We start from the raw sequence: 19,823 nt of genomic DNA on the forward strand, positions 1-19,823 counted from the left end.
TGTTTCTCCTATGCCAGTTCCAGAGCACCAAGGCGTTGCAGTGCAACTCCTCTTTCGTCAAAGACGTAGGCATCCTCCGGCTTGATACTTAGTTTTATGGTTGTGCCTTCCGGAATCTCAGCCATGCCAGGCAAGGATGCACAAAACGCGCCGTCCCCTTCAACTTTACCGTAAGCGATGGAATGGGCTCCCAGACGCTCCAGCACTTCTACATGCATGGAAACTGGTCCATTCTCATCGAGCTGCATATGCTCAGGGCGGATGCCGATATCCACGTTGTCACCGGCCTTCACGCCCTCAGACGCCACTGGCATGCTCATGACACCACCATTGGCGAGCTTCACGTGCAGCATGCGGTCTTCAACGCGGCTGACGATGGCAGGCAGGAAGTTCATTTTTGGATGGCCGATGAAGCCAGCCACGAATTTGTTGCGCGGGCGCAGGTACAGGTCCATCGGGGTGCCGCACTGCTCCACCACACCGCCGTTGAGCACCACAATGCGGTCGGCCATGGTCATGGCTTCCACCTGATCATGGGTGACGTAAATCATTGTGGTATCGAGGCTTTTATGGAGCTTGGAGAGTTCCACACGCATGTCCCCGCGCAGCGCTGCATCAAGGTTTGAGAGCGGCTCGTCAAACAGGAACACTTTTGGATTGCGAACAATGGAGCGGCCAATGGCAACACGCTGGCGCTGACCACCGGAGAGCTGTCCCGGCTTGTGGTTCAGGCGCTCTTCCAGTTGCAGAATAGCAGCGGCCTTGTTGACGCGGTCCTTGATCTCCTCTTCCGGGCGTTTTGCAACGCGCAGCGGAAAGGCGATGTTTTCAAAAACTGAGAGGTGAGGATAGAGCGCGTAGCTTTGGAACACCATGGAGATGCCACGGTCAATAGGGTGGTCATCGGAAACGTCTTTGCCATCAATGATGATGGAGCCTTCGGAGGCTATTTCCAAACCTGCCACGATCCGCAGGAGCGTTGTTTTTCCGCAGCCAGAAGGGCCAACGAAGACGACGAATTCCTTATCCTCAATGGACAGGTTGACGTCTTTCAACACGGTTGTTGGTCCAAATGATTTTTCGATGTTTTGTAGCTGGAGCGTGGCCATAATATTCGTCTTCTCGCACTAAGGAACGGGGAGAGGCTGTCGCCAGCCTCTCCGGGTTTTGCTTACTTGAACTCTTCGAGTTCTTCAGCGGCGATTGCCACCAGGTTTTCAGCGGTATCGTCTTTCAGGATGATGCCCTGAATCATGGAGTTGATGGTTGTCTGCATCGCTTTGTAATCAACAAAGAGAGGCTCCGGACCACCTGTTGGGATGGAGTCTACAAAGACTGCCCAGTATGGGTCATCCATGTAGTATGGCTTCTCATAGCCCAGCTCTTCGTATTTCAGGATTGGTGTCAGACCCCAACCGTCTGGTTTGTCCAGCGTGTACTGAGAGTCGCCTGTGGTCATCATGCGCGCAAATTCCATCGCCAGTTCTTCATGGCCAGAGCCTTTGAAGACAGCGAGGGAGTCGGTGATGAGAAGTGTACCACTGACACCACTTGGACCTGCTGGAATTGGAGCAGCCTTGGTGGTGATGCCTTCTTTATGCTGACCGCGTGCCCAAGGGCCGTCAATGTACATGCCAACTTTGTTGTCGTTGAACAGATCACGGACCTGCGTGCGCTCAAATGCGGTTGGACCTTCCTGAGCAACTTCCACCAGCTTGCCGTAGAACTTCAGAGTTTCCAGAGTGTTCTTGGAATCCAGAGTGATTTCGTTGGTGGATGGATCGATGACCTGACCGCCGTTGGAATACAGGTAGTTCAGGAACTGGTGCATGGTGTTGTCGAAGTCTTTGCCCGTCAGACCGACACCTGCTTTACCAGTTTTATCCTTGATGGTCTTCGCAGCCGCATACATCTCGTCCCAGGTCTTTGGTGCTTCACACGCAAGACCGGCTTCCTCGAAGATGTCACAGTTGAGGAACAGACCCTTGGTGGAAAATGCACGCGGGAAGCCCCAGAACTTGTCGCGGTAACTCACGGTGTTCAGAACGCCCGGCTGATAGGCTTTCTGCTGATCTTCAGAGATCGTCACATCAACAACGAGGTCGTTGTCTGCCAGCTGTTTTAACGTACGTGAGCCCATGTAGGACACAGATGGCGGGCTGCCTGCGGATGCAAGTTTCAAAGACTTATCCTGACAGGTGCCCCATGGAAGGCTTTCCATGTTGACGGTGTTGCCGGGATGGGCGGCTTCAAATGCGGCAATAACCTTGCGATCTTCATCCAACCCGTTGTCCCCACAACGGATGAAATGTAGCTCAGCTGATTGTGCAGATGTTGCTGCCATCATTGCGCCTGCCCCTGCAGCCGCTGCAAATAGTAGTTTGGTTCTCATGGTTTCTCCTCCCAGTAGTAACCATTGACACTTTTAAAAATCACTCCTTGATTGCACCGGCTGTGAGGCCGGCCACCAAGTAGCGTTGTAAAAATAGGAAAATTACGAGTACGGGCAGTATTCCAACTATGCTTGCTGCCATCATCTGGTTCCATTTGACTGACTGATAGCCGATGAACTCGAGGATGCCCGCTGGCAGAGGCATGAACTCCTTGACGCTGTTGAACGTGATCGCGAACAGGAACTGCTGTGCGTAGGCTGACAGGAACACAGCCACACCCACCACAATGAGACCGGGAACCGCCAAAGGCAGAACAACGCGGCGCAAGGTGTACAGACGGCTGGCGCCATCCATGAAGGCTGCGTCTTCCAGTTCTCGCGGGATTTTCTCCAGATAGGATTTCAGAAGCCAGATTCCCATTGGCACCAGAAACGCTGCACCGGGAACAATCATGGCGAAGTAGGTGTTCAGCAGGCCGTAGTTTCTCAGGAGCTTGTACAGCGGAATAAGCAGGACAGCACCGGAGAACATGTTAACCGCCAGAAAGATGCCGAGGCTGAGTGATTTGCCTTTGAAATCAAACCGGGCATAGGCATAAGCGGCGGGAATGACGAACGCCAAAGCCAGAGCTGTCACCGAGATAGAGATCAGCATGCTGTTTGCGATGTAACGCGGCAGCATTGGCACTGTCTCCCACATCTGGGAGTAGGCTTTGAACGAGAAGTCGTCTGACCAGAACTGGTAGGGCGAGCGGAACAGGTGTTCCAGTGGCCGCAGCGAGGTCATGAACATCTCAAAAAACGGCAGCAGAATGAAGCCGAGGAATAGCACCACGCAGAAGTAGAGAAATACTTTATGTGGCAGCGAGTAACGATCCATCATTTTAGGCTGCCTCGAAACGTTTTTTGATCTGGTGAAGTGCGAACAGATAGACCAGTGAGAACACGCTAAGCAGTGTCACCACGATCACAGCACGGGCTGCCCCCTGCCCGAACTTGAAGTTTGCAATGGCCATCTTGTAGGTGTCGATGATCAGCGTTGTGGTTGCGTTGCGCGGGCCGCCTTCTGTCAAAATCCAGATGATCTCAAAGGAGTTGAAGGTCCAGATGATCGACAGGATCGACATGGTGATGATCACCGGCAGGATTTGCGGAATGGTGATGCGGCGGAAGCGGTACCAACGGGAGGCCCCGTCAACATAGGCAGCTTCATAAAGATCGCGCGGCACGCCTTGCATGGCTGCCAGCATGAAGATGGTCACCATAGGCAGACCGACCCAGACATCGGTGACAACGGCGGAGTAAAACGCGCTTTGTTTGTAGGCGAGGAACTCGAACGGACCATCCAGAATGCCTACGTATTGCAAGGCTCCCGAGATGATGCCGAAGTGGCCGTTGTAGAGCCACAACCAGCCGAAACAGCCAATCGCTACAGGCACAATCCACGGCGGCATGACCAGCATGCGGAACAGAGCCCGCCCCGGAATTGCCGCGTTGAGCAGCGTTGCGCCGATCAAACCGAAAATGATTTTGAATGAAACAGACAGGAACATCCAATAGAACGTTCTGGACACTGTCTGACCGAATTTGCGAGAGCTGAGCAGCTTCTCATAGTTGGCAGTGCCGATGTAGGCTTCGCCGCCAATGTTGGCGTTGGTGAAAGACAAACGGACTGTCTCTACCAGCGGCCAGGCCACGACTAATACGAGATACAATGCTGCCGGAGCAATCAGTAGCCATGCAAAGGTTGCCTGTGAGCGCATGAGCCCTTGCAGCATCCCTTGTTTCTTTTGTGCCGAACCGCCGCGCTCGCCCTGATAAGGCAGCAGGTCCCCTGACGCATGTGTCATGCGCTCTCCCCAATTCCCAAAGGTGATCGCTTGTCACTCGCCGCTTGCGTCTTGTTATCGCCAGGGAGACGAACCGCGTGTTTTTTGCGAGCACCAAAATAATACCAAAACAAATCCATTTGTCTACCATTTCAGTACCTCCTGTGAAATATTTCTGTTTCAGACGAAAAAACTCCGATTTTTCAAGAAAATCGCAAGGGGATAAGCTTCATTTCTTTCATTGGTATGTCATCGGTATTGTTTTGCATTGGTATCAAAAAGGTATTATAGATAATACGGATTCACATAAAGAAGAGCAGAATGAGCGCACAAGAAGATACCCATACCGATCTGTTCTCAACGACATCCTGGCAGCAGAGGAGTGGCGGTCCACGCTACTTGCAGCTTTACCGACACCTTGAATCTGCCATTAAAGATGGACGGTTAGCAGCAGCGACCACTCTGCCAGCAGAGCGTGAGCTGGCGACACTGACCGGGCTGTCCCGCGTGACGATTCGCAAAGCCATTTCGCAGCTGGTGGTGGATGGTCTGGTGATTCAGCGCCGGGGCTCAGGTTCTTATGTGGCTCCGCAGATGAAGCGCATGGAACAGTCCTTGTCTGCGCTTACCAGCTTTACCGAGGACATGCAGCGGCGCGGGAAGACATCCTCCTCCGAGACGCTGTCCTGTGGGATTTACCTTCCCTCACCTGAGGAAATTGTTGCGCTTGGGCTTGCGTCTGACGGTCAGGTTTCGCGGATTACCCGTCTGCGCCGTGCGGATGGTATTCCTCTGGCGATCGAGACCAGTTCGCTCTCAACCGAGTTCGTGCCTGATCCATCGCGGATTGAAACGTCTCTCTATGAGAAATTGTCTTTGAACGGTATGCGCCCTTCCCGTGCTATCCAGCGTATCTCCGCCTGCAAGCTGACAGAAGAGCAAGCTGACTTGCTGGAAGTTTGTGAAGGGGATGCAGCGCTTTACATTGACCGCACGGCTTATCTGGCGAGTGGCCGGGCGATCGAGTTGACCACAGGCGTTTATCGCGGTGATATCTATGATTTTGTTGCAGAATTGCGCAACGTCTGAGATGTCGAAAGCCCCGCATCATAGACCATAAGCGGGGCTTTTGCTGTTTAGTCCCTTACATCCTGACACCACCCGATGGCAGAGAACAGCTTGCTGTAGCACGCAGCCTTTTGCGTGATCTCATCTGCATCCGGTTTGTTGGCGCGGGTCGCCCAGCCGATTTCAGAAATACCCAGAATGCGCGGAGCCATCATGGTTTCCATGTTGGCGTCTCGCAGGACGACCTCTGACCACAGGCAACCCTGAGCGCCAATGATCTTGCCTTCCAGCTCGGGCTCATTTTCCGGCACCGGATCCCAGTTCACACTGTCTGCAAGGCTGGTGATGCCGGCCCAGTTGAGGCCGATCTCGTTGAAGTTGCCGGAGGGAGCGATGTCCCAATAGGCGTGCGCAGCTGGGGTCATCACCACCGAGTATCCTTTACGGGCAGCTTCCAGACCCGGTCCTTGCTGTGTCCACGAGAACAGGATGGCGTCGTTGTTGATGCCTCCATTGGCACCTTTGGCCGCTTCTTCCCACGCTGCGGGGCGTACGCCCAGCGAACGTACATACGACGCCAGTTTGTCCATCATCCAGCCTTGCACATCATCCGCTGTTTTGAGACCCTGCTCAGTCTTCAACTGTTCGATGGCAGGAGACCTGGTCCATGCTGCTGGCGGGCGCTCATCACAACCAAGGTGCAAGTGAGCAAACGGGAAGATGCCGGAGATTTCCTTGGCCAGCGTTTCCATATAGGTCCACACTTCTGGCAGGGCGGGATTGATGGTGTTGTTCAGGTAGCCGTGGACGGAGACCTCACCGCTTTCATCCGCAGCATCGCGCAGTTCTGGGTGGATTTGAAGAACCGCCCAGGAGTGAGCGGGAACTTCGATTTCTGGCAGGACTTCGATGTTCAATGCTTTGGCGTGGTCCACCAGTCGCTTGGCGAAGGTTTTGGAATAGGTGCCGCCTTGTGGTCCGTCTGCTGCACCGTAAATGCCCGGCACGACGCGACCTTCACCGCGCATGCCTGACTTCTTCCAGAGTTCCGGATAACTCTCCACTTCCAGACGGAAGGCTTCATCATCGCAGAAATGCCAGTGGAAGCGGTTGAGTTTGAACAGGGCCAGCATATCGACAAGCCGAAGCAGTGTCTCCGGCTCGTAGTAGTGGCGTGCGCAATCCAGATGCTGGCCGCGCCATTCAAACCGTGGTGCATCGGAAATCTGGCCGCAAGGGATGGTTCCACCGTAGATCAGCTTGAGGTTGAGCAGTGTGATGGAACCGTAAAAAGCACCGGCTGCCGCTGACGCAGAGAGTGTGATGCCCTCTGGTGTGATTGCGAGTTCATAGGCATCCTGCGCCAGATCTTCGTTTTTGGCAAAGCGAAGCGCAACGCCATCCTCAGAGAGGAACGGGCCGATGTTGTTGCGCTCTGCAAGGGCTTCCACAGCGTCCGTGCTGTCGGCCTCGCCTTCTGCATCCCAAGAACGATCCAGCTTGTAACCTGCGCTTACGTCCAGAGTATCACCGGAGGGCTGCCAGCTTTGCGGGGCTGGGACAAGCATCAGTTCGCTGGATGCAGGATCGGCCTGTTGTTCAGGCAGTTTGGTGGTGAAGGCCTGATCAATGCCACGCGGGGCGAGCTGGACTGGCGCAATGCTGCCATCCTCCATACGCAGATAAGCGCCTTTTGGCAGCCAGCTGCGGTTGGAGGGGTTCATGCTTCGCTTGTATTTGAGCGTGAACGCCAGAGCCTGCCCTGTTCCCAGTACATCTCTGTCAAAGCCAAGCTCTATGTAGCCCGCCGTCATTTTCTTGACAAAGGCGCCTTCAATCACCTCACAAGGCGCAAGCATGCTGAAGCATAAGGTGTAGTTGGAGATGGGTGCATCGCACTTGGCAGAGAGGATGCAGTTGATCTGCCGATCCTCCGTTCTCCATGTTTCCATTCTGATTGTAGTATCAGCACAGGCAGCAGCTTCCATGCCCACGACTCCTCACCAATTTCAGGATGTTGCAGCGAGCACACCAAAGGCAACGGGTTGCCTGAACGTATGCTCTAACTGCTTGAATTTGCGACTGTCCTTGTCAGAAAATCAGGTTTCATTTCCTGAAGAACACGCAGTAGCATAGCTTCTACTTGGCTGGGCCTGTCAACACCTTGGCAGACAAATAAATCCATAATTTTGAATTGGTATTACTTTCAAAGTTCGCGGGTAGTTACTTTATTTTGCACAGCTGAAACTTGCACAAACACTCATGGTGACAAATCAAATACAAACTTTTCAGGTTGCATAAGTCTTTGACTGCAATTCTGTTTTCCAACGCAGTCGCCTGCCTTGTTGCATCAATACCGGAGCAAGGCATGGTGGTTGTTAGAGCTTTCTGGCTGATAGGCGATCAGCCTGTAAAATTTAGGACCAGTTATTCAAGGTGGCGCTCCTCACATCGCGATTAAGACCTCATTTGCGGCTGGGTAACGTGTTGGGTTCTATACTTGCAGGAGCGTGTTGAGTTGTCTGCGAAAGGCCAAAGAGGATGGAACGCAAGAGTGTACGGACCCGAGATGGGGTGGAACTCTCCTATCTGACAGGCGGGCAAGGACGGCCTGTCTTTTTGCTGGGTGGCTGGAGCCAGACGGCATCTGTATATGAAGGACAGTTCGCCGACTTTTGCCAGAGCCATACGGTTTATGCTCTTGAGAACCGGGGGCACGGCGCGTCACAAAAGCCCACGGATGGTTATCGGATCCATCGGTTTGCCAAGGATCTGTTTGATGTTGTCGAGGCGTTGGACCTTCGCGATTTCGACGCGGTTGGCCATTCGCTTTCCGTCGCCATGCTCTGGGCATATCTGGATATGTTCGGGGCTGAACGCCCTGCGCGCCGTCTGATTTTTATCGACGAGCCAGCGGCCCTCATGGCACGGCCATCCTGGACACAACAAGAGATCAACGAGGCGGGTTCTATCCATCCCACTTTGGAGTCACTTGATGAGATGGTGGTGGCTATTCGCAGGACCCGCAGTGTTGAGGATCATCTTGAGATTATTAGCGGGATGTTCACCAGCAGGGTTGGTGATGCTGCCTTGCGCGCATTGGCTGCCGAGAACCTGAAATTGCCCCGCGTGCATGCTGCTGCTCTTATCGAAAACCTCATGATGCAAGACTGGCGGGCCTTTTTGCCTAACATTCACCAGCGCACTCTGGTGTTTACAGGCGAGGCCAGTTGGCATCCGCTGGCTTCACAGCAGTTCATCGCCTCCTCAATGCCAAATGGCGCGCTTGAGGTGGTCCGCAAGACCGATGGCGGGAGCCACTTCCTGATGTTCGAAAACCCAGCGCTCTTTAACGAGAAGGCACTGGGTTTCCTGAATGCGTGAGAAGCTGCCTACTGTGTTTTCAGCGTGCTTTTGGAGATCATGTAGGCTGCACCGGCCAATGCTGTGCCGGCGAAGGCATCCATAGCTGCGCGAGAACGGGCGGAGACTGCGAATCTGGAGGCCCGAGTTCCGAGATAGGCGTAAAACAGCAATGCCGGGTATTCGAGCGCGATGTTGAAGATGGCCAGTGCCATCATGCGCAGGGCCATGCCATCACCTTCGCCAGCAAACACAGGCAGCATTGCGCCAAATGACAGGACGGATTTCGGGTTTGCGCCCTGCATTGCGAATGAGGTGAGGAACAGCTTCAAAGTGGATGCTGGTTTCTGTTCTTTTGCTTCGCCCAGCGAGGCTGAGAAAGCGGCTTTGAAAGAGCCATATGCAAGATACAATAGATAAGCTACGCCAATCCATTTGACCGTCTCAAACAGAACCGGAAAAGACAGCAGCAGCGCGCTCATGCCTCCCGCGGCGAGGAGCGCATACATGAGGTTGGCTCCGAACACACCCGCCATGCTGGCGTGGGTTTTACCAATACCGTTTGTGATGCTGTCGCCAACCACTTTCAGGACCGCGGGACCGGGTGTGAAATTGAGTGCCATGAAGGTGACGATAAAACCAAAAATGAGTGTGGCATCAAAAGAGCGAAGAAGCTCCATGGGTTTTCCAATTCAACGCTAGAAACACATAAATAACGCAAAGCAACGCACATACGAACGCAACCCAAAATCCGGAAGGCTAAGGGGAGATGACTGATGGTTCATCTCCCCTCGCGCGCGGATTAGAAACTCACTTGCCGTAAGCCTTAAGGCCCGCCTCTCCAAACGTGGCACTGTGAGTTTCTGTAGCTGCCCCCTCTCCGCGCGCTGTTTGTGCAAACTCTGTTGGTCGGCACATTCGCAAGGGGCGTGCCAAACTAACGATGACGCACCGATCTTCTGATAACTCATTGATGAATATGTGTATATTTCCGGATGGAACTCATTGAAGGAGGATCCAAGAAATCGATAATACTGCCCATTGTTTGATCAGATTGCCCGTCTGCTAAGCAATCAGACATAAAAAACCCGGTGTTTGAGACACCGGGTTTGGCTTTTCTGAGATGCAGCAGGTCTGTTCAGGCAGGCTCTGTGATCTTTACAGGTTCGGCCATTTTGCAGGTCTGGCTGATTAGATTGCGCAGTTTTTGCCTTGTCTCAGAACAGGTTAGCTGACCATCATCATTGGTCTTTGATGCCATATTACCGACAGCGACATATCGCGGATGTACCCAACAACCGTGATCAGCTGCAAACGACGCCAGACGCGGAAGCATTCTTACACCCCCGAACGGACCCGGTGCAGCGGCTAGCAGACTGACCACTTTTCCCTCAAGCACGGAGTGGGACTTGCCAGCTGCCCGTCTGGACGCCCAGGTGAATATGTTATGGAGATGCGGAGTGTGGAAGCCGTTGTATTCGGGAGAGGAGATCAGAATTACATCAGCAGCTTCAATCTGTTGCCGTAGCATCGAGAGCTGGTTCTGAACGGCGGCATCTGCTTCAAGATCGGAGTGATAGAGGGGAAAAGAGGCAAGCTGGTGCGACAGGCTGGTCGTCTGATGGTTCAGGTTATGCGCTTCTTCTTCAGCGGCATCCAGCAGGCTCTTATTCAACGAGCCTTCTCTGGTGCTTCCTGAGATGAGGAGGATATTCATGGGAAACTCCATATGACAATATTTTTGTTTTTATATACATTTTTGTTTCTTTATTATGCAAGTACAAAAAAAGCGGCACTGAACTTCAGCACCGCTTTTTGAAATTTGACCGTAAACACTTCTTTATTCTAGCGAACACTTAAAGCAGTTCGCATTTAAGCTGAAACACTTGCACTGCTTTAGCCTTTGTTTTTGCGTATCTTTATCCGAAAACCGGTTTCCACTTTTCGGAGATACGTTGAAGGGTTTGATTGGCCTCAATCAAACCGAACGCACTTTAGGAGAAGAAGCGCTCAGTGATCTGCAGCATGATCTGATGACCACCCCAAACGCCAAGGATCGCTACACAACCAGACAGAACTGGTGGAGCGGGAATAGGCAGTTTGATTGCGGTGAAGATCGCTCCAATAATGAAGCCAGCAAGTGTTGACATAAGCAGTTCAGCCATGGTGTCTCCCGTTAATTCTTTCTTATTGTTCAGAAAACTCTGTTTTCTTTGAACTACAGCCCTTGCTTTTACTGCGCGCCCATACCCCTGCAGTCCCCTGAGTGTATGACCGAAAACCGTGAAGGACAGCCAGCTAAGGTCCTTGAATATTCAGGTCGCCCGACAAGGCGGACCCTACCCTGTAATTGCACTTTTAACGCAAAAAAAATCATTTGCAGAAAAAATATTCAAAATGCGATCAGTTGCCGCACTGTCATTTTAATTAGTTCATTTAAATCAATATGTTGGATGGCAATCATTTATGTTAGTTCTGCGCAAAACTCCTGCATCTTCTTGCAGAACTTCTACTTATCGCCATTTTCATGAGCTCAGAATTGTGTTGTCAGCCCACCTCTCTGCCTTTACGTTAAAGTCAACATAAGCGCCTTTGCGGTCCTTTATTGGTATTCGCTCAGGCCTGCAGCTCGACGCTTTTTTGTTGCACGACCATTCTTTTGGAATGCAGTGCGAGGGGGAATAAAATGGCAGAGTATAATGTGACGGCGCTGGCTATTCCGCTGTTTCTGTTTTTTATGCTGATGGAATACGCCTACCTGCGCATGAGCGGGCGGGACCTGCACCGGTTTAGCGATAACATTGCCAGCCTTTCCATGGGCATTTGCCTGCTGGTTTCAGATGCGCTGCTAAAAACCTTTACATTCTCGGTGTTTATCTGGGCGTGGTCGTCCTATCGGCTGTTTGACTTTGGCTCAACCAGTTGGGCCACATGGGTCCTGTTCTTCTTTGGTGTGGACTTCTGCTATTACTGGTTCCACCGCATTGCACACACCTACAATTTTCTTTGGGGCGCCCATGTGGGGCATCACCAAAGTGAGGAGTATAACCTGACCACGGCGCTGCGGCAGAGTGCGTTTCAGTATTCATTCTCGTGGGTCTTCTATCTGCCTCTCGCCTTCCTTGGCTGCCCGCCAGAGGTGTTCCTTGTGCAATTTATGCTGCTGAAGGCCTATCAGTTCTGGCTGCACACCCAGGCGATTGATCGTATCCCCCTGATGGAAGGTGTGTTTTCCACGCCCTCAAGCCATCGTGTCCACCATGCCAAGAACCCGATTTACATCGACAAGAACTTCGGCGGCACGTTGGTGATCTGGGATCGTATGTTTGGTAGCTGGCAGCCGGAGGTTGCAGAGCACCCTTGCCATTATGGCACCACAACGCCGCTGAAAACGTGGAATCCGGTGAAAGCCAACTTGCAGCACTGGTCCATGCTGTTTCGCGACAGCCTTCATACGCGCAGCTGGTGGGACAAGGTCCGGCTGTGGTTCAAACCAACGGGATGGCGACCAGAAGACAGGCGGCGGAACACCAGCAAACTGCAGAAAACAGGCGTCACCAATCGCCCTAAATTTGATCCGGAGATCTCACCGCTGACCAAGCTGTACTGTGGCATCTCATTCGCGCTGCTGGTGCTGCTGGTGACCATGTTTATCTTCCTGTCCCCACAACTGAGTGCGCGGGAGCTGGCGTTTGGTGTGGTGCTTATTCTGGCTGGTCTCGTGATGATCTCGCAGTTTCTGGAGGGCAAATATCAACTGCGCTTTGTTGAGGTCGCACGTGTGCCAGCTCTGCTCTGGTTTCTCACCGTGCTTTGGACTTTGCCGATTTCGACGCAGGTCTCGCAGCGGATGGATGTTGCAAAAGGGGTTTCGCCTGAGATTGAACTCTCTGAAGAAACAACGCTTTCTGCACTGCCGTGGCTGGAGAAGCCAGCGGTTTTGGATGGCAGCACACCTGCGGTGCAGCAGGTGACGTGGCATCCTGACGGGGAGCAGGGACAGCTGGAATATACGCTGCGCTATGAGCTCTCCTCTTTTCCGGAGCATGTTGCGAACATCATATCAGCTCGCAACGCGCTGGAAGAAAGCAGTCGGGTCTGGTTGCAGGAGCAGCTTTAGGCGGTCCTCTTATTCCCCATGTGGGGCAGTGACAAAGGGAAGGTGTCCGGACTTGATCCAGAGCTTGGCGCCCTCTTCTCCTGCTGTGATGTTGAGGTCATAACCGACGGGAACGCGGAGCCATGCGTGTTTGGGAAGGTCCTCTCCGTCTTCGATGATTGAGCCTTCCAGCACGAAGATTTCTGCTCCGCCGTCAGCCTCAACCGCGTGGTTTACACCTGCCTGCCAGTGCTCCATGCGCACGTTCTCGCGTTCATCCTGAAACAGAGGGGAGACGGCAACACCTTTGCGCGTAGCATCGTTTACGCGGCCAAGTTTGTTGGTGTCCACGCGCACATGGGTGCGGTCTGCAAGGTCGAACTGCCAGAGTTTGACGAGGATGGTACAACCGGGTTCAGAGGCTGGTGTGTGTTTGGATTCAGGTGGGTTGCGGATGTAGGAGCCAGCCGGGAAATCCCCGTGCTCATCCTGAAATACTCCCGCTAGCACAACAAACTCTTCTCCGCCTGTATGGACATGCTCAGAGAAATGGCTTCCGGGTGCGAAGCGAACAACGGTGGTTGCTCGTGCAACTTCATCTCCCAATCGATCAAGTGGCCTGCGCTCAACGCCTTTCATTGGGGACGCGACCCAAGGAATATCGTCGCTGAACTCAACCACTCGCTTTGAAAAATCGCCGTTGATCTTCACTGAAGCCTCCATCACATGATGCTCTCAAGTTAAGCACACTTGTCGCTCATTTACAGATGTTAGCGTGCTGTTAGGGATCACTTCATTGTTAAGCTGTTTGTTGCATTCCGTTCCCAGCAGTCCCTTGTTAGGCTTCCGGCGATTTTCTGATGCACTGCGCTGTGCAACTACGGGACGCCTGACCATGAGCCTGCTGGCAGATTTACTTTCTACTCTTTTTGATCGTCGTTATGTTTTTATGGGCAAGCGGGATGAGCGTCCCCTTACCGAACTTTGCAATGCCTTGATGAGCAGTCAGGGAGACGTTTCCGGTGCTGCCATTGCTCACGAGATTCTGGATGGTTATGCCACCACAGACACTGAGGGAAAGCGGGCGTTTTTTGAGCATTTGAACCGCGAAATGGACATCGATCCAGATAAGCTGGAAACCGTTGTTTCCAGTTATAAAACAGAGCGGACGGAAGCCAATTACCGAAAGCTTGTGGAAGCTGCGGAGCCAAAACGGCAGGAGTTGGCACGGCGGCTCAATCAGGTTCCCGGTGCCACTCATCAGCTGGTACACATGCGCAAGGACTTGCTGGGCTTCATGAAGGAGCAGCCGAATCTGGCGCGCACTGATCTGGATTTCCAGCACCTGTTTAACTCGTGGTTCAACCGTGGTTTTCTGGTGCTGCGACCTATCAGCTGGGATAGTCCGGCGCAGATACTGGAAAAAATCATCGCCTATGAGGCCGTGCATGCTATTGATAGTTGGGATGATTTGCGCCGTCGCTTGCAACCGGAAGACCGGCGTTGCTTTGCCTTCTTCCATCCCTCATTGCCAGATGAGCCGTTGATCTTTGTGGAAGTGGCGCTGACCAAGGGGGTCCCCTCGTCCATTCAAGGCGTGCTTGCAGAAGAGCGGGATATTGTGCCGGTTGATGAAGTGGATACGGCGGTCTTCTACTCGATCTCCAACTGCCAGAGCGGGCTGGCCGGTCTTTCCTTTGGCAACTCGCTGATCAAGCAGGTGGTACAGGATCTTTCGCGTGAGCTCAGTCAGCTGAAGACGTTTGTGACGCTATCGCCGCTCCCTACTTTCTGCAAGTGGGCCAAAGAGCAAGAGATTGAGTTGCCGGAGACTGATGCAGCCCTTAAAGAACTCGCTGCTTATTACCTTCTTGAAGGCAAGCGGAAGAACGATATGCCGTTTGATCCGGTGGCACGGTTCCATCTTTACAACGGTGCGCTGGTGCATGACGTGCATGTGGGGGCGGATACTTCTGAGAACGGCAAAAAGCAATCGGCGGGGGTGATGGTGAACTATCTTTACGATTTGCAAAAGATTTCGCAGAACCACGAAGTGTTTGCGAATAAGAAGGAAATTGTGGCGTCCAAACGGGTGCAGACGCTCGCGAAGGCTGGTGTGGTGCAGACAGCATCCCAGCCCAAGAGCGATGTTGCCTAGCCGACAATCTTTCTGAGTGCTTTGTTCAACGGGGCAAGCCTGCGCGGCATGGGCAGGTAGACATCCTCAAACAGCTTCTTGTAGAGCTGAACCGTTTTCGGGTCCGGCTGAAACACCTCGTTTTGCCGTGTCATGGCCTTCATGGCCTGCGTGAAGTCAGGGTGGACCCCAGCACCTACGCTTGCGGCAATGGCGGCACCCAGACCAGCAGTTTCAAAGGTATGCGGGCGCTCGGTGGGCAGGCCAAAGATGTCTGCGGTGATCTGCATGATGGCGTCAGACTGAGAGCCACCGCCGGAGACACGTAAGACTTTGATCTTCTCGCCGCTTTTGCGTTCGATCCGCTTCAGACCACGATGTAATTCCAGCGTAATGCCCTCGATGATAGCGCGGTAGATGTGGCCTCTGGTATGCACATCCCCAAAGCCGATAATCGCGCCTTTCACTGGCGTGGAACGTCCGTTGTCGCGGCCCCATTTGGGCAATAGGGTCAGGCCATGGGACCCGGGAGGTGTGCTGTTGAGCAGGTCGTCAAAGAACACTTCGACCGGACTGCCAATCTCTTTGGCTTTTTCCTGCTCCGGGTGGCCGAACTCTTCCTTGAACCAATTGACCATCCAGTACCCCAGAATGACGGAGGTTTCTGGCGTGAACATCCGCGGCATACCGCCAGCATAGGCTGGCAGAGGGCGCTCCACCTCGAAGTACTTTTTGGAATGAATGGTCGCCGTTGCCCGTGTGCCGTAGCTGAGGCAGCCGACGCTGGCATCCACTGCGCCGCAGCCGACGGCTTCACATGCCTTATCAGCAGCTGCGGAGATGACTGGTAAGCCTTCTGGAAGTCCAGTGTGCTGGGCAGCTTCTTCACTCACATAGCCGATTGGATTTCCGGGTTCTATGAGTTCTGGCAGGTGGCTGCGTTTGAAGGCGAAGAGCTTCCAGAGAAAGTGCTTATCACTCGCCCACTGCTGCTTTTTGTAGTCATAGGGAATGTAGCCAACCTGAGCGCCTGTTGAATCGCGAAAAAGGTCTGTCAGCTTGAAGTTGAGGTAGCCGGAAACCTGCAGGAACTTATAGGTTTTCTTCCAAATTCCGGGCTGGTTGACTGCGATCCAGTTCACTTCACATTCGCTACGTACGCTCTTGATCGATCGGGACAAGCCTGCCACGCCAAAGATTGTTTTCCAAAGCAGTGGCAATGGTTTCTGTTGGTCTTCAATGCGCTCGTCCATCCATGTGATCGCAGGACGAAGAGGGATGCCTCTCTCATCAACTGAGATTTGCGTGCCGCGCTGTGTGGTGACACTCATGGCTTTGACGGCAGTAGGATCAGCTCCTCTATCCCACAGCTCACGGCAGCAGCGGCCCAGCAGCTCCCACAGGATAAGCGGATCAATCTCTGACCAACCGGGATTGTCGCTTCGATAATCCGTGATCGGCTTTTGTACCTTGGACAGCAGCGCCCCGTCTGGAGAGAACAGCAAGGCCCGGATGCTCTGGCTGCCGCAGTCGATGGCGAGAAGCGTTTCGGTCATCCTGCGACCTCATGCATCATTTCCTGCTCTTGGGGAGCGTGGGTTGTTGGCAAGCAGTAGTGGTCTCGCCAAATCTTCTGATATCGCGACCACTCATCCTGCCATTTGTCCATGGACCACCCCAGTTTTTCTCTCAGTTGTATTTCTAGCTCATCAGCTAATGCTGCCCCGCCGTTCTCCAACACTAAGCCAATTCGTGTGCGGCGCAAAAGGAGATCGTCTAAATGCACGACTTCTTCATGCATGACAGCCCACTCAAGCTCTGCCCAAATGCGGTTTGTGCCACTGATGAAGGAAAGACCCTTGGGAGATATTGCTGCGATAAGTGTTGGAAAATCAGCGCCATAGTAGCCCTGTAATCGCTTGAATTCGGCTTCTGGTAACCCAATACTGTCCTTCGTTTCAATGGGAGGTTCGAACACATAGTCTCCCGCCCGCGCAGTGCTCTTGCCTTCCAGATAGGTCTCACAGGTTTCCAGCACTTGCTCTGCCATTACACGGAAGGTGGTGAGCTTTCCGCCTGTCACGGTGATGATGCCATCATCATCCCACACCACATGGTCGCGTTTGGCTTTTGACGGATGCAGTTCTTTAGGGTCAACGCCTTCATTGCCTACGATTGGCCGGACGCCAGACCATGTTGAAATGACGTCTTTTTCAGTAAGCTTTGTGCCGGGGAAGTTGTGGTTGGCACCATCAAGCAGATACGCCACCTCCTCCGATTTGATCGCGGCTTCCTGATCCAGATCCTCAGAGTGATCCAGATCAGTCGTCCCGATTACCGTGCGGCCCAACCACGGGTAGATGAAGACACCGCGCTTGTCCTGCGGGTGCAGATAGGTCAGGCATTGATGCACTGGCATGCGCCAGGACGGGACTATGATATGACTGCCACGTAAAGGGCGAATGCGTTTGGTCTGGCCCAATTGCTCGCGCAGGCCATCCGCCCAAACTCCGGTCGCATTGATGACTGTTTTGGATGCAATGGCAAAGACTTCGCTGGTTTCCTGATCTTGCACTTCAAGGAGTTTTGATCCTTCCCCCTCACTATGGACCATCTTCACAGCAGCATAGTTGAGTGTGGTTGCACCGCTGCGTCTGGCATCAGTAAGGACGCGCAGGACAAGGCGGCTGTCATCTGTGAGGGCATCAGTATATTGCGCTGAGCCAAGCAAGCCATGTTCATTGAGCCCCGGTAACGCGGCGATGGTCTGGTCGCGGTCCAAATATTTGTGGTCGCGCTTTCTGGCGAAGTATCCGTAGATGTTGAGAAGGACAGAGAAGGCACGGCGAGTTGGGAACTGCTTTTCGCGGAACGGAAAAAGATAGCTCATGGGTTCGATGAGACCTGGGGCTTCCTTCATCAGCCTTTCACGTTCCTGTACAGATTCCCGCGCCAGTCGGAACTCGCCCTGAGACAGGTAACGTAGGCCGCCATGCACCATCTTGGAGGACCGGCTGGACGTGCCCCATGCATAATCCTGTTTTTCCAGCAGCAGAACATCGAGTCCGGTTCTTGCTGCCATCAATGCAACACCGGCTCCGGTGATGCCACCGCCAACAACAACCATGTCCCACGGCTTGCTGCGCTCATTTATGAGTGACAGCTTTTCGTGCCTGCTAAGTTGTCCTGTATTCGCCATTGCCCCCTCCTCTAATATTGAGAGTTATGCGGGTTCTGTGTTGCCTACGGTTTCCTCGAAGATCAGAACGCCGGGGTTCATGCGGTGGTCTGGGTCGAAATTGTTGCTGAGGGCTTTCAGAGCACTCATGCCCAGCACGCCTTTTTCTGCTGGCAGATACGGCGCGTGGTCACGTCCGACACCATGCTGATGGCTGATGGTTCCGCCATGGGCAACCACGGTTTCAGATGCGACTTTCTTGATGATTTTCCAGCGTTCCAGCGTCTCTTCATAGGTGCTGGCAACTGGGAACAGATAGGTGGTGTATGCGCTGGAGCCCTGCGGATAGACGTGAGACAGATGCGTGAAGGCGAACACGGGAATGCCTTGTTCCTTCAGTGCTTTGGTGACGCTCTGTTCAACCACGTTGATGTATGGGCGCAGGGCTGACCAGTCCATTGCTGTCTCAAAGGTATCGACGCCCACACCATGCTCCCACAAAGGATGGCGCAGGTATGGCCCTTTGAAGCGGCCTTCCTTCCATTTGTCGCCCAGCATCTTGGAGAGAACGCGCTTGGCACCATGTTGTTTCAGGTAGGTGTTTGCAAGTTTCTGGTTTACGGAGACTTGCTTCTTTGATCCTGTCAGCCCGAAGGTGAGCATGCATTTTTGATCTGTCAGGCCTTTGAGTTTGAAGAGCATATTGAGCTTGGAGAGCTTCTTCTCTGGCACCGCCAGTTTCAGGCTCACATCGGTTTCTGTTGCGTTGCTCAGGCGCATCATGGAGAGCGGAACGCGGCCTTGCGTGATGGCCTGAACTGCAGCGACACCGCTTTCCCAATCCGGCATGAAGACTGTATAGAACTGCTCCGCCTCAGCCAATGGTGTGACGCGTAGTTTTACTTCAGTCAGGATGCCAAGTGTGCCTTCAGAGCCGAGCACCATTTCCCGCAGATCAGGGCCAGCAGATGATGCGGGGAGACTTGGAATTTCCAATGTTCCCTTTGGCGTTTCCAGCGTGCCACCGGCAAAGAGCTGCTCAATGCGGCCATACCGCAGAGATTGTTGGCCAGAGGAACGCGTGACGACCCAGCCGCCTGCGGTGGAAAGCTCAAAGCTTTGCGGGAAGTGGCCGAGTGTATAACCGATGGCTGCCAGTTGGGCTTCAAGATCCGGCCCGCGCACGCCAGCTCCGAAAGTCGCGATCTGGCTTTCCTTGTCGAAGTCCAGCAGGCGATTCATGCGCGTGAGTGCAATGGTGATCTGTGGTTTCTCGCCAACAGGACATGCCAGATGGCCGACAACGGACGTGCCTCCACCATACGGGACGAGGATGACATCTTGCTGCGCTGCCCAGTCCATAAGCTCACGGATTTGCTGGGAGGTTTCCGGGAAAGCGACTGCATCAGGGATGTTTTCAAACTTGCCACTGCGCATTTGCAGCCAATCTGAGAAGCTCTGCCCAGATGCATGCCTGATGCGCGTTGAGGGCGTTTTATCCAGTAAGGGATGGTCTGGTGCGCGAGACGCAGGAACACGCTCAATGGCGCTTTGCAAGGTGGCGTCAGATAACGGATGTGTCTCGCCTAAAAGCTCTGCGATCAAGGCCTTAGCAAAATCGGCCAGCTCCGCCTGGTGCGTATCATCGCCCCAACCGTTCCATCTTCTCATCTTCGTCGCTCCCCCACACGTATAAACTGTGCTGCGTGACGCATGCTACACAGAGTTTACGCATAGGGAAACTATGCAAGTGGATT

16 protein-coding genes are annotated in these 19,823 nt (G+C 53.5%); 4 read left to right on the forward strand and 12 right to left on the reverse strand.

The window, feature by feature from the left end; genetic code table 11:
• Positions 1-8: 8 nt before the first annotated feature.
• The 4 genes from DHN43_RS05445 to DHN43_RS05460 all read right to left on the reverse strand — a co-directional run bounded on the left by DHN43_RS05445 (position 9) and on the right by DHN43_RS05460 (position 4,170).
• Positions 9-1,109 (reverse strand): ABC transporter ATP-binding protein, encoded by a 1,101-nt coding sequence (locus tag DHN43_RS05445; RefSeq protein ID WP_063302522.1) that lies wholly within the window; start codon positions 1,107-1,109, stop codon positions 9-11.
• A gap of 62 nt (positions 1,110-1,171) precedes the next feature.
• A complete protein-coding gene (locus DHN43_RS05450) occupies positions 1,172-2,392 on the reverse strand; it encodes an ABC transporter substrate-binding protein (protein ID WP_057463805.1) in 1,221 nt (406 codons plus the stop codon).
• A 40-nt stretch (positions 2,393-2,432) separates the two neighbouring features.
• A complete protein-coding gene (locus DHN43_RS05455; protein ID WP_108817950.1) occupies positions 2,433-3,275 on the reverse strand; it encodes a carbohydrate ABC transporter permease in 843 nt (280 codons plus the stop codon).
• A gap of 1 nt (position 3,276) precedes the next feature.
• Positions 3,277-4,170: a carbohydrate ABC transporter permease gene (locus DHN43_RS05460; RefSeq protein ID WP_193775920.1), complete on the reverse strand. Its 894-nt coding sequence runs from the start codon at positions 4,168-4,170 to the stop codon at positions 3,277-3,279.
• A gap of 372 nt (positions 4,171-4,542) precedes the next feature.
• Here DHN43_RS05460 and DHN43_RS05465 point away from each other — a divergent pair, with 372 nt between their 5' ends.
• Complete coding sequence (locus DHN43_RS05465; protein ID WP_057463808.1) at positions 4,543-5,310, forward strand: GntR family transcriptional regulator; 768 nt, start codon at positions 4,543-4,545, stop codon at positions 5,308-5,310.
• A gap of 47 nt (positions 5,311-5,357) precedes the next feature.
• Here the strand turns inward: DHN43_RS05465 and DHN43_RS05470 are convergent, their stop codons facing one another.
• Positions 5,358-7,277, reverse strand: coding sequence for a beta-N-acetylhexosaminidase (locus DHN43_RS05470; protein ID WP_108817951.1), 1,920 nt, complete (start codon positions 7,275-7,277; stop codon positions 5,358-5,360).
• Between the two features lie 553 nt (positions 7,278-7,830).
• On the opposite strand from DHN43_RS05470, the gene DHN43_RS05475 reads away from it, so the two are divergent.
• Complete coding sequence (locus tag DHN43_RS05475) at positions 7,831-8,673, forward strand: alpha/beta fold hydrolase (protein WP_108817952.1); 843 nt, start codon at positions 7,831-7,833, stop codon at positions 8,671-8,673.
• An 8-nt stretch (positions 8,674-8,681) separates the two neighbouring features.
• Here the strand turns inward: DHN43_RS05475 and DHN43_RS05480 are convergent, their stop codons facing one another.
• From DHN43_RS05480 to DHN43_RS05490, 3 genes are all read right to left on the reverse strand, one after another.
• Positions 8,682-9,332, reverse strand: a complete 651-nt coding sequence (locus DHN43_RS05480) for a LysE family translocator (RefSeq protein ID WP_208994864.1) — start codon at positions 9,330-9,332, stop codon at positions 8,682-8,684.
• Between the two features lie 458 nt (positions 9,333-9,790).
• Positions 9,791-10,369, reverse strand: coding sequence for an NADPH-dependent FMN reductase (locus DHN43_RS05485; protein ID WP_108818018.1), 579 nt, complete (start codon positions 10,367-10,369; stop codon positions 9,791-9,793).
• A gap of 277 nt (positions 10,370-10,646) precedes the next feature.
• On the reverse strand, positions 10,647-10,817 hold the full coding sequence (locus DHN43_RS05490) for a XapX domain-containing protein (protein WP_057463812.1): 171 nt from the start codon (positions 10,815-10,817) through the stop codon (positions 10,647-10,649).
• Positions 10,818-11,338: 521 nt separating this feature from the next.
• Between DHN43_RS05490 and DHN43_RS05495 the strand changes: the two genes are divergently transcribed.
• Entirely contained in the window at positions 11,339-12,772 is a 1,434-nt protein-coding gene (locus tag DHN43_RS05495) for a sterol desaturase family protein (protein ID WP_108817953.1), read from the forward strand.
• A gap of 9 nt (positions 12,773-12,781) precedes the next feature.
• Here the strand turns inward: DHN43_RS05495 and DHN43_RS05500 are convergent, their stop codons facing one another.
• Complete coding sequence (locus DHN43_RS05500) at positions 12,782-13,474, reverse strand: cupin domain-containing protein (RefSeq protein WP_441344330.1); 693 nt, start codon at positions 13,472-13,474, stop codon at positions 12,782-12,784.
• 172 nt (positions 13,475-13,646) lie between these two features.
• Between DHN43_RS05500 and DHN43_RS05505 the strand changes: the two genes are divergently transcribed.
• Complete coding sequence (locus DHN43_RS05505; RefSeq protein WP_108817954.1) at positions 13,647-14,909, forward strand: malonyl-CoA decarboxylase; 1,263 nt, start codon at positions 13,647-13,649, stop codon at positions 14,907-14,909.
• On the opposite strand, the gene DHN43_RS05510 is transcribed toward DHN43_RS05505, so the two are convergent.
• Genes DHN43_RS05510 through DHN43_RS05520 form a run of 3 tightly spaced genes read right to left on the reverse strand, consistent with a single transcriptional unit; the run spans position 14,906 to position 19,737 of the window.
• Positions 14,906-16,444 carry an FGGY-family carbohydrate kinase gene (locus DHN43_RS05510; RefSeq protein WP_108817955.1) on the reverse strand — a complete coding sequence of 513 codons (1,539 nt, stop codon included), beginning with the start codon at positions 16,442-16,444 and terminating at the stop codon, positions 14,906-14,908. The genes DHN43_RS05505 and DHN43_RS05510 overlap by 4 nt on opposite strands.
• A complete protein-coding gene (locus tag DHN43_RS05515) occupies positions 16,441-18,087 on the reverse strand; it encodes a glycerol-3-phosphate dehydrogenase/oxidase (protein ID WP_108817956.1) in 1,647 nt (548 codons plus the stop codon). Before DHN43_RS05515 ends, DHN43_RS05510 begins: the two co-directional genes overlap by 4 nt.
• Before the next feature lie 24 nt (positions 18,088-18,111).
• Positions 18,112-19,737, reverse strand: a complete 1,626-nt coding sequence (locus DHN43_RS05520; protein ID WP_108817957.1) for an FAD-binding oxidoreductase — start codon at positions 19,735-19,737, stop codon at positions 18,112-18,114.
• Positions 19,738-19,823: the final 86 nt, after the last annotated feature.

This window comes from Pseudovibrio sp. Alg231-02 (genome assembly GCF_900143565.1).
Classification (GTDB): domain Bacteria; phylum Pseudomonadota; class Alphaproteobacteria; order Rhizobiales; family Stappiaceae; genus Pseudovibrio.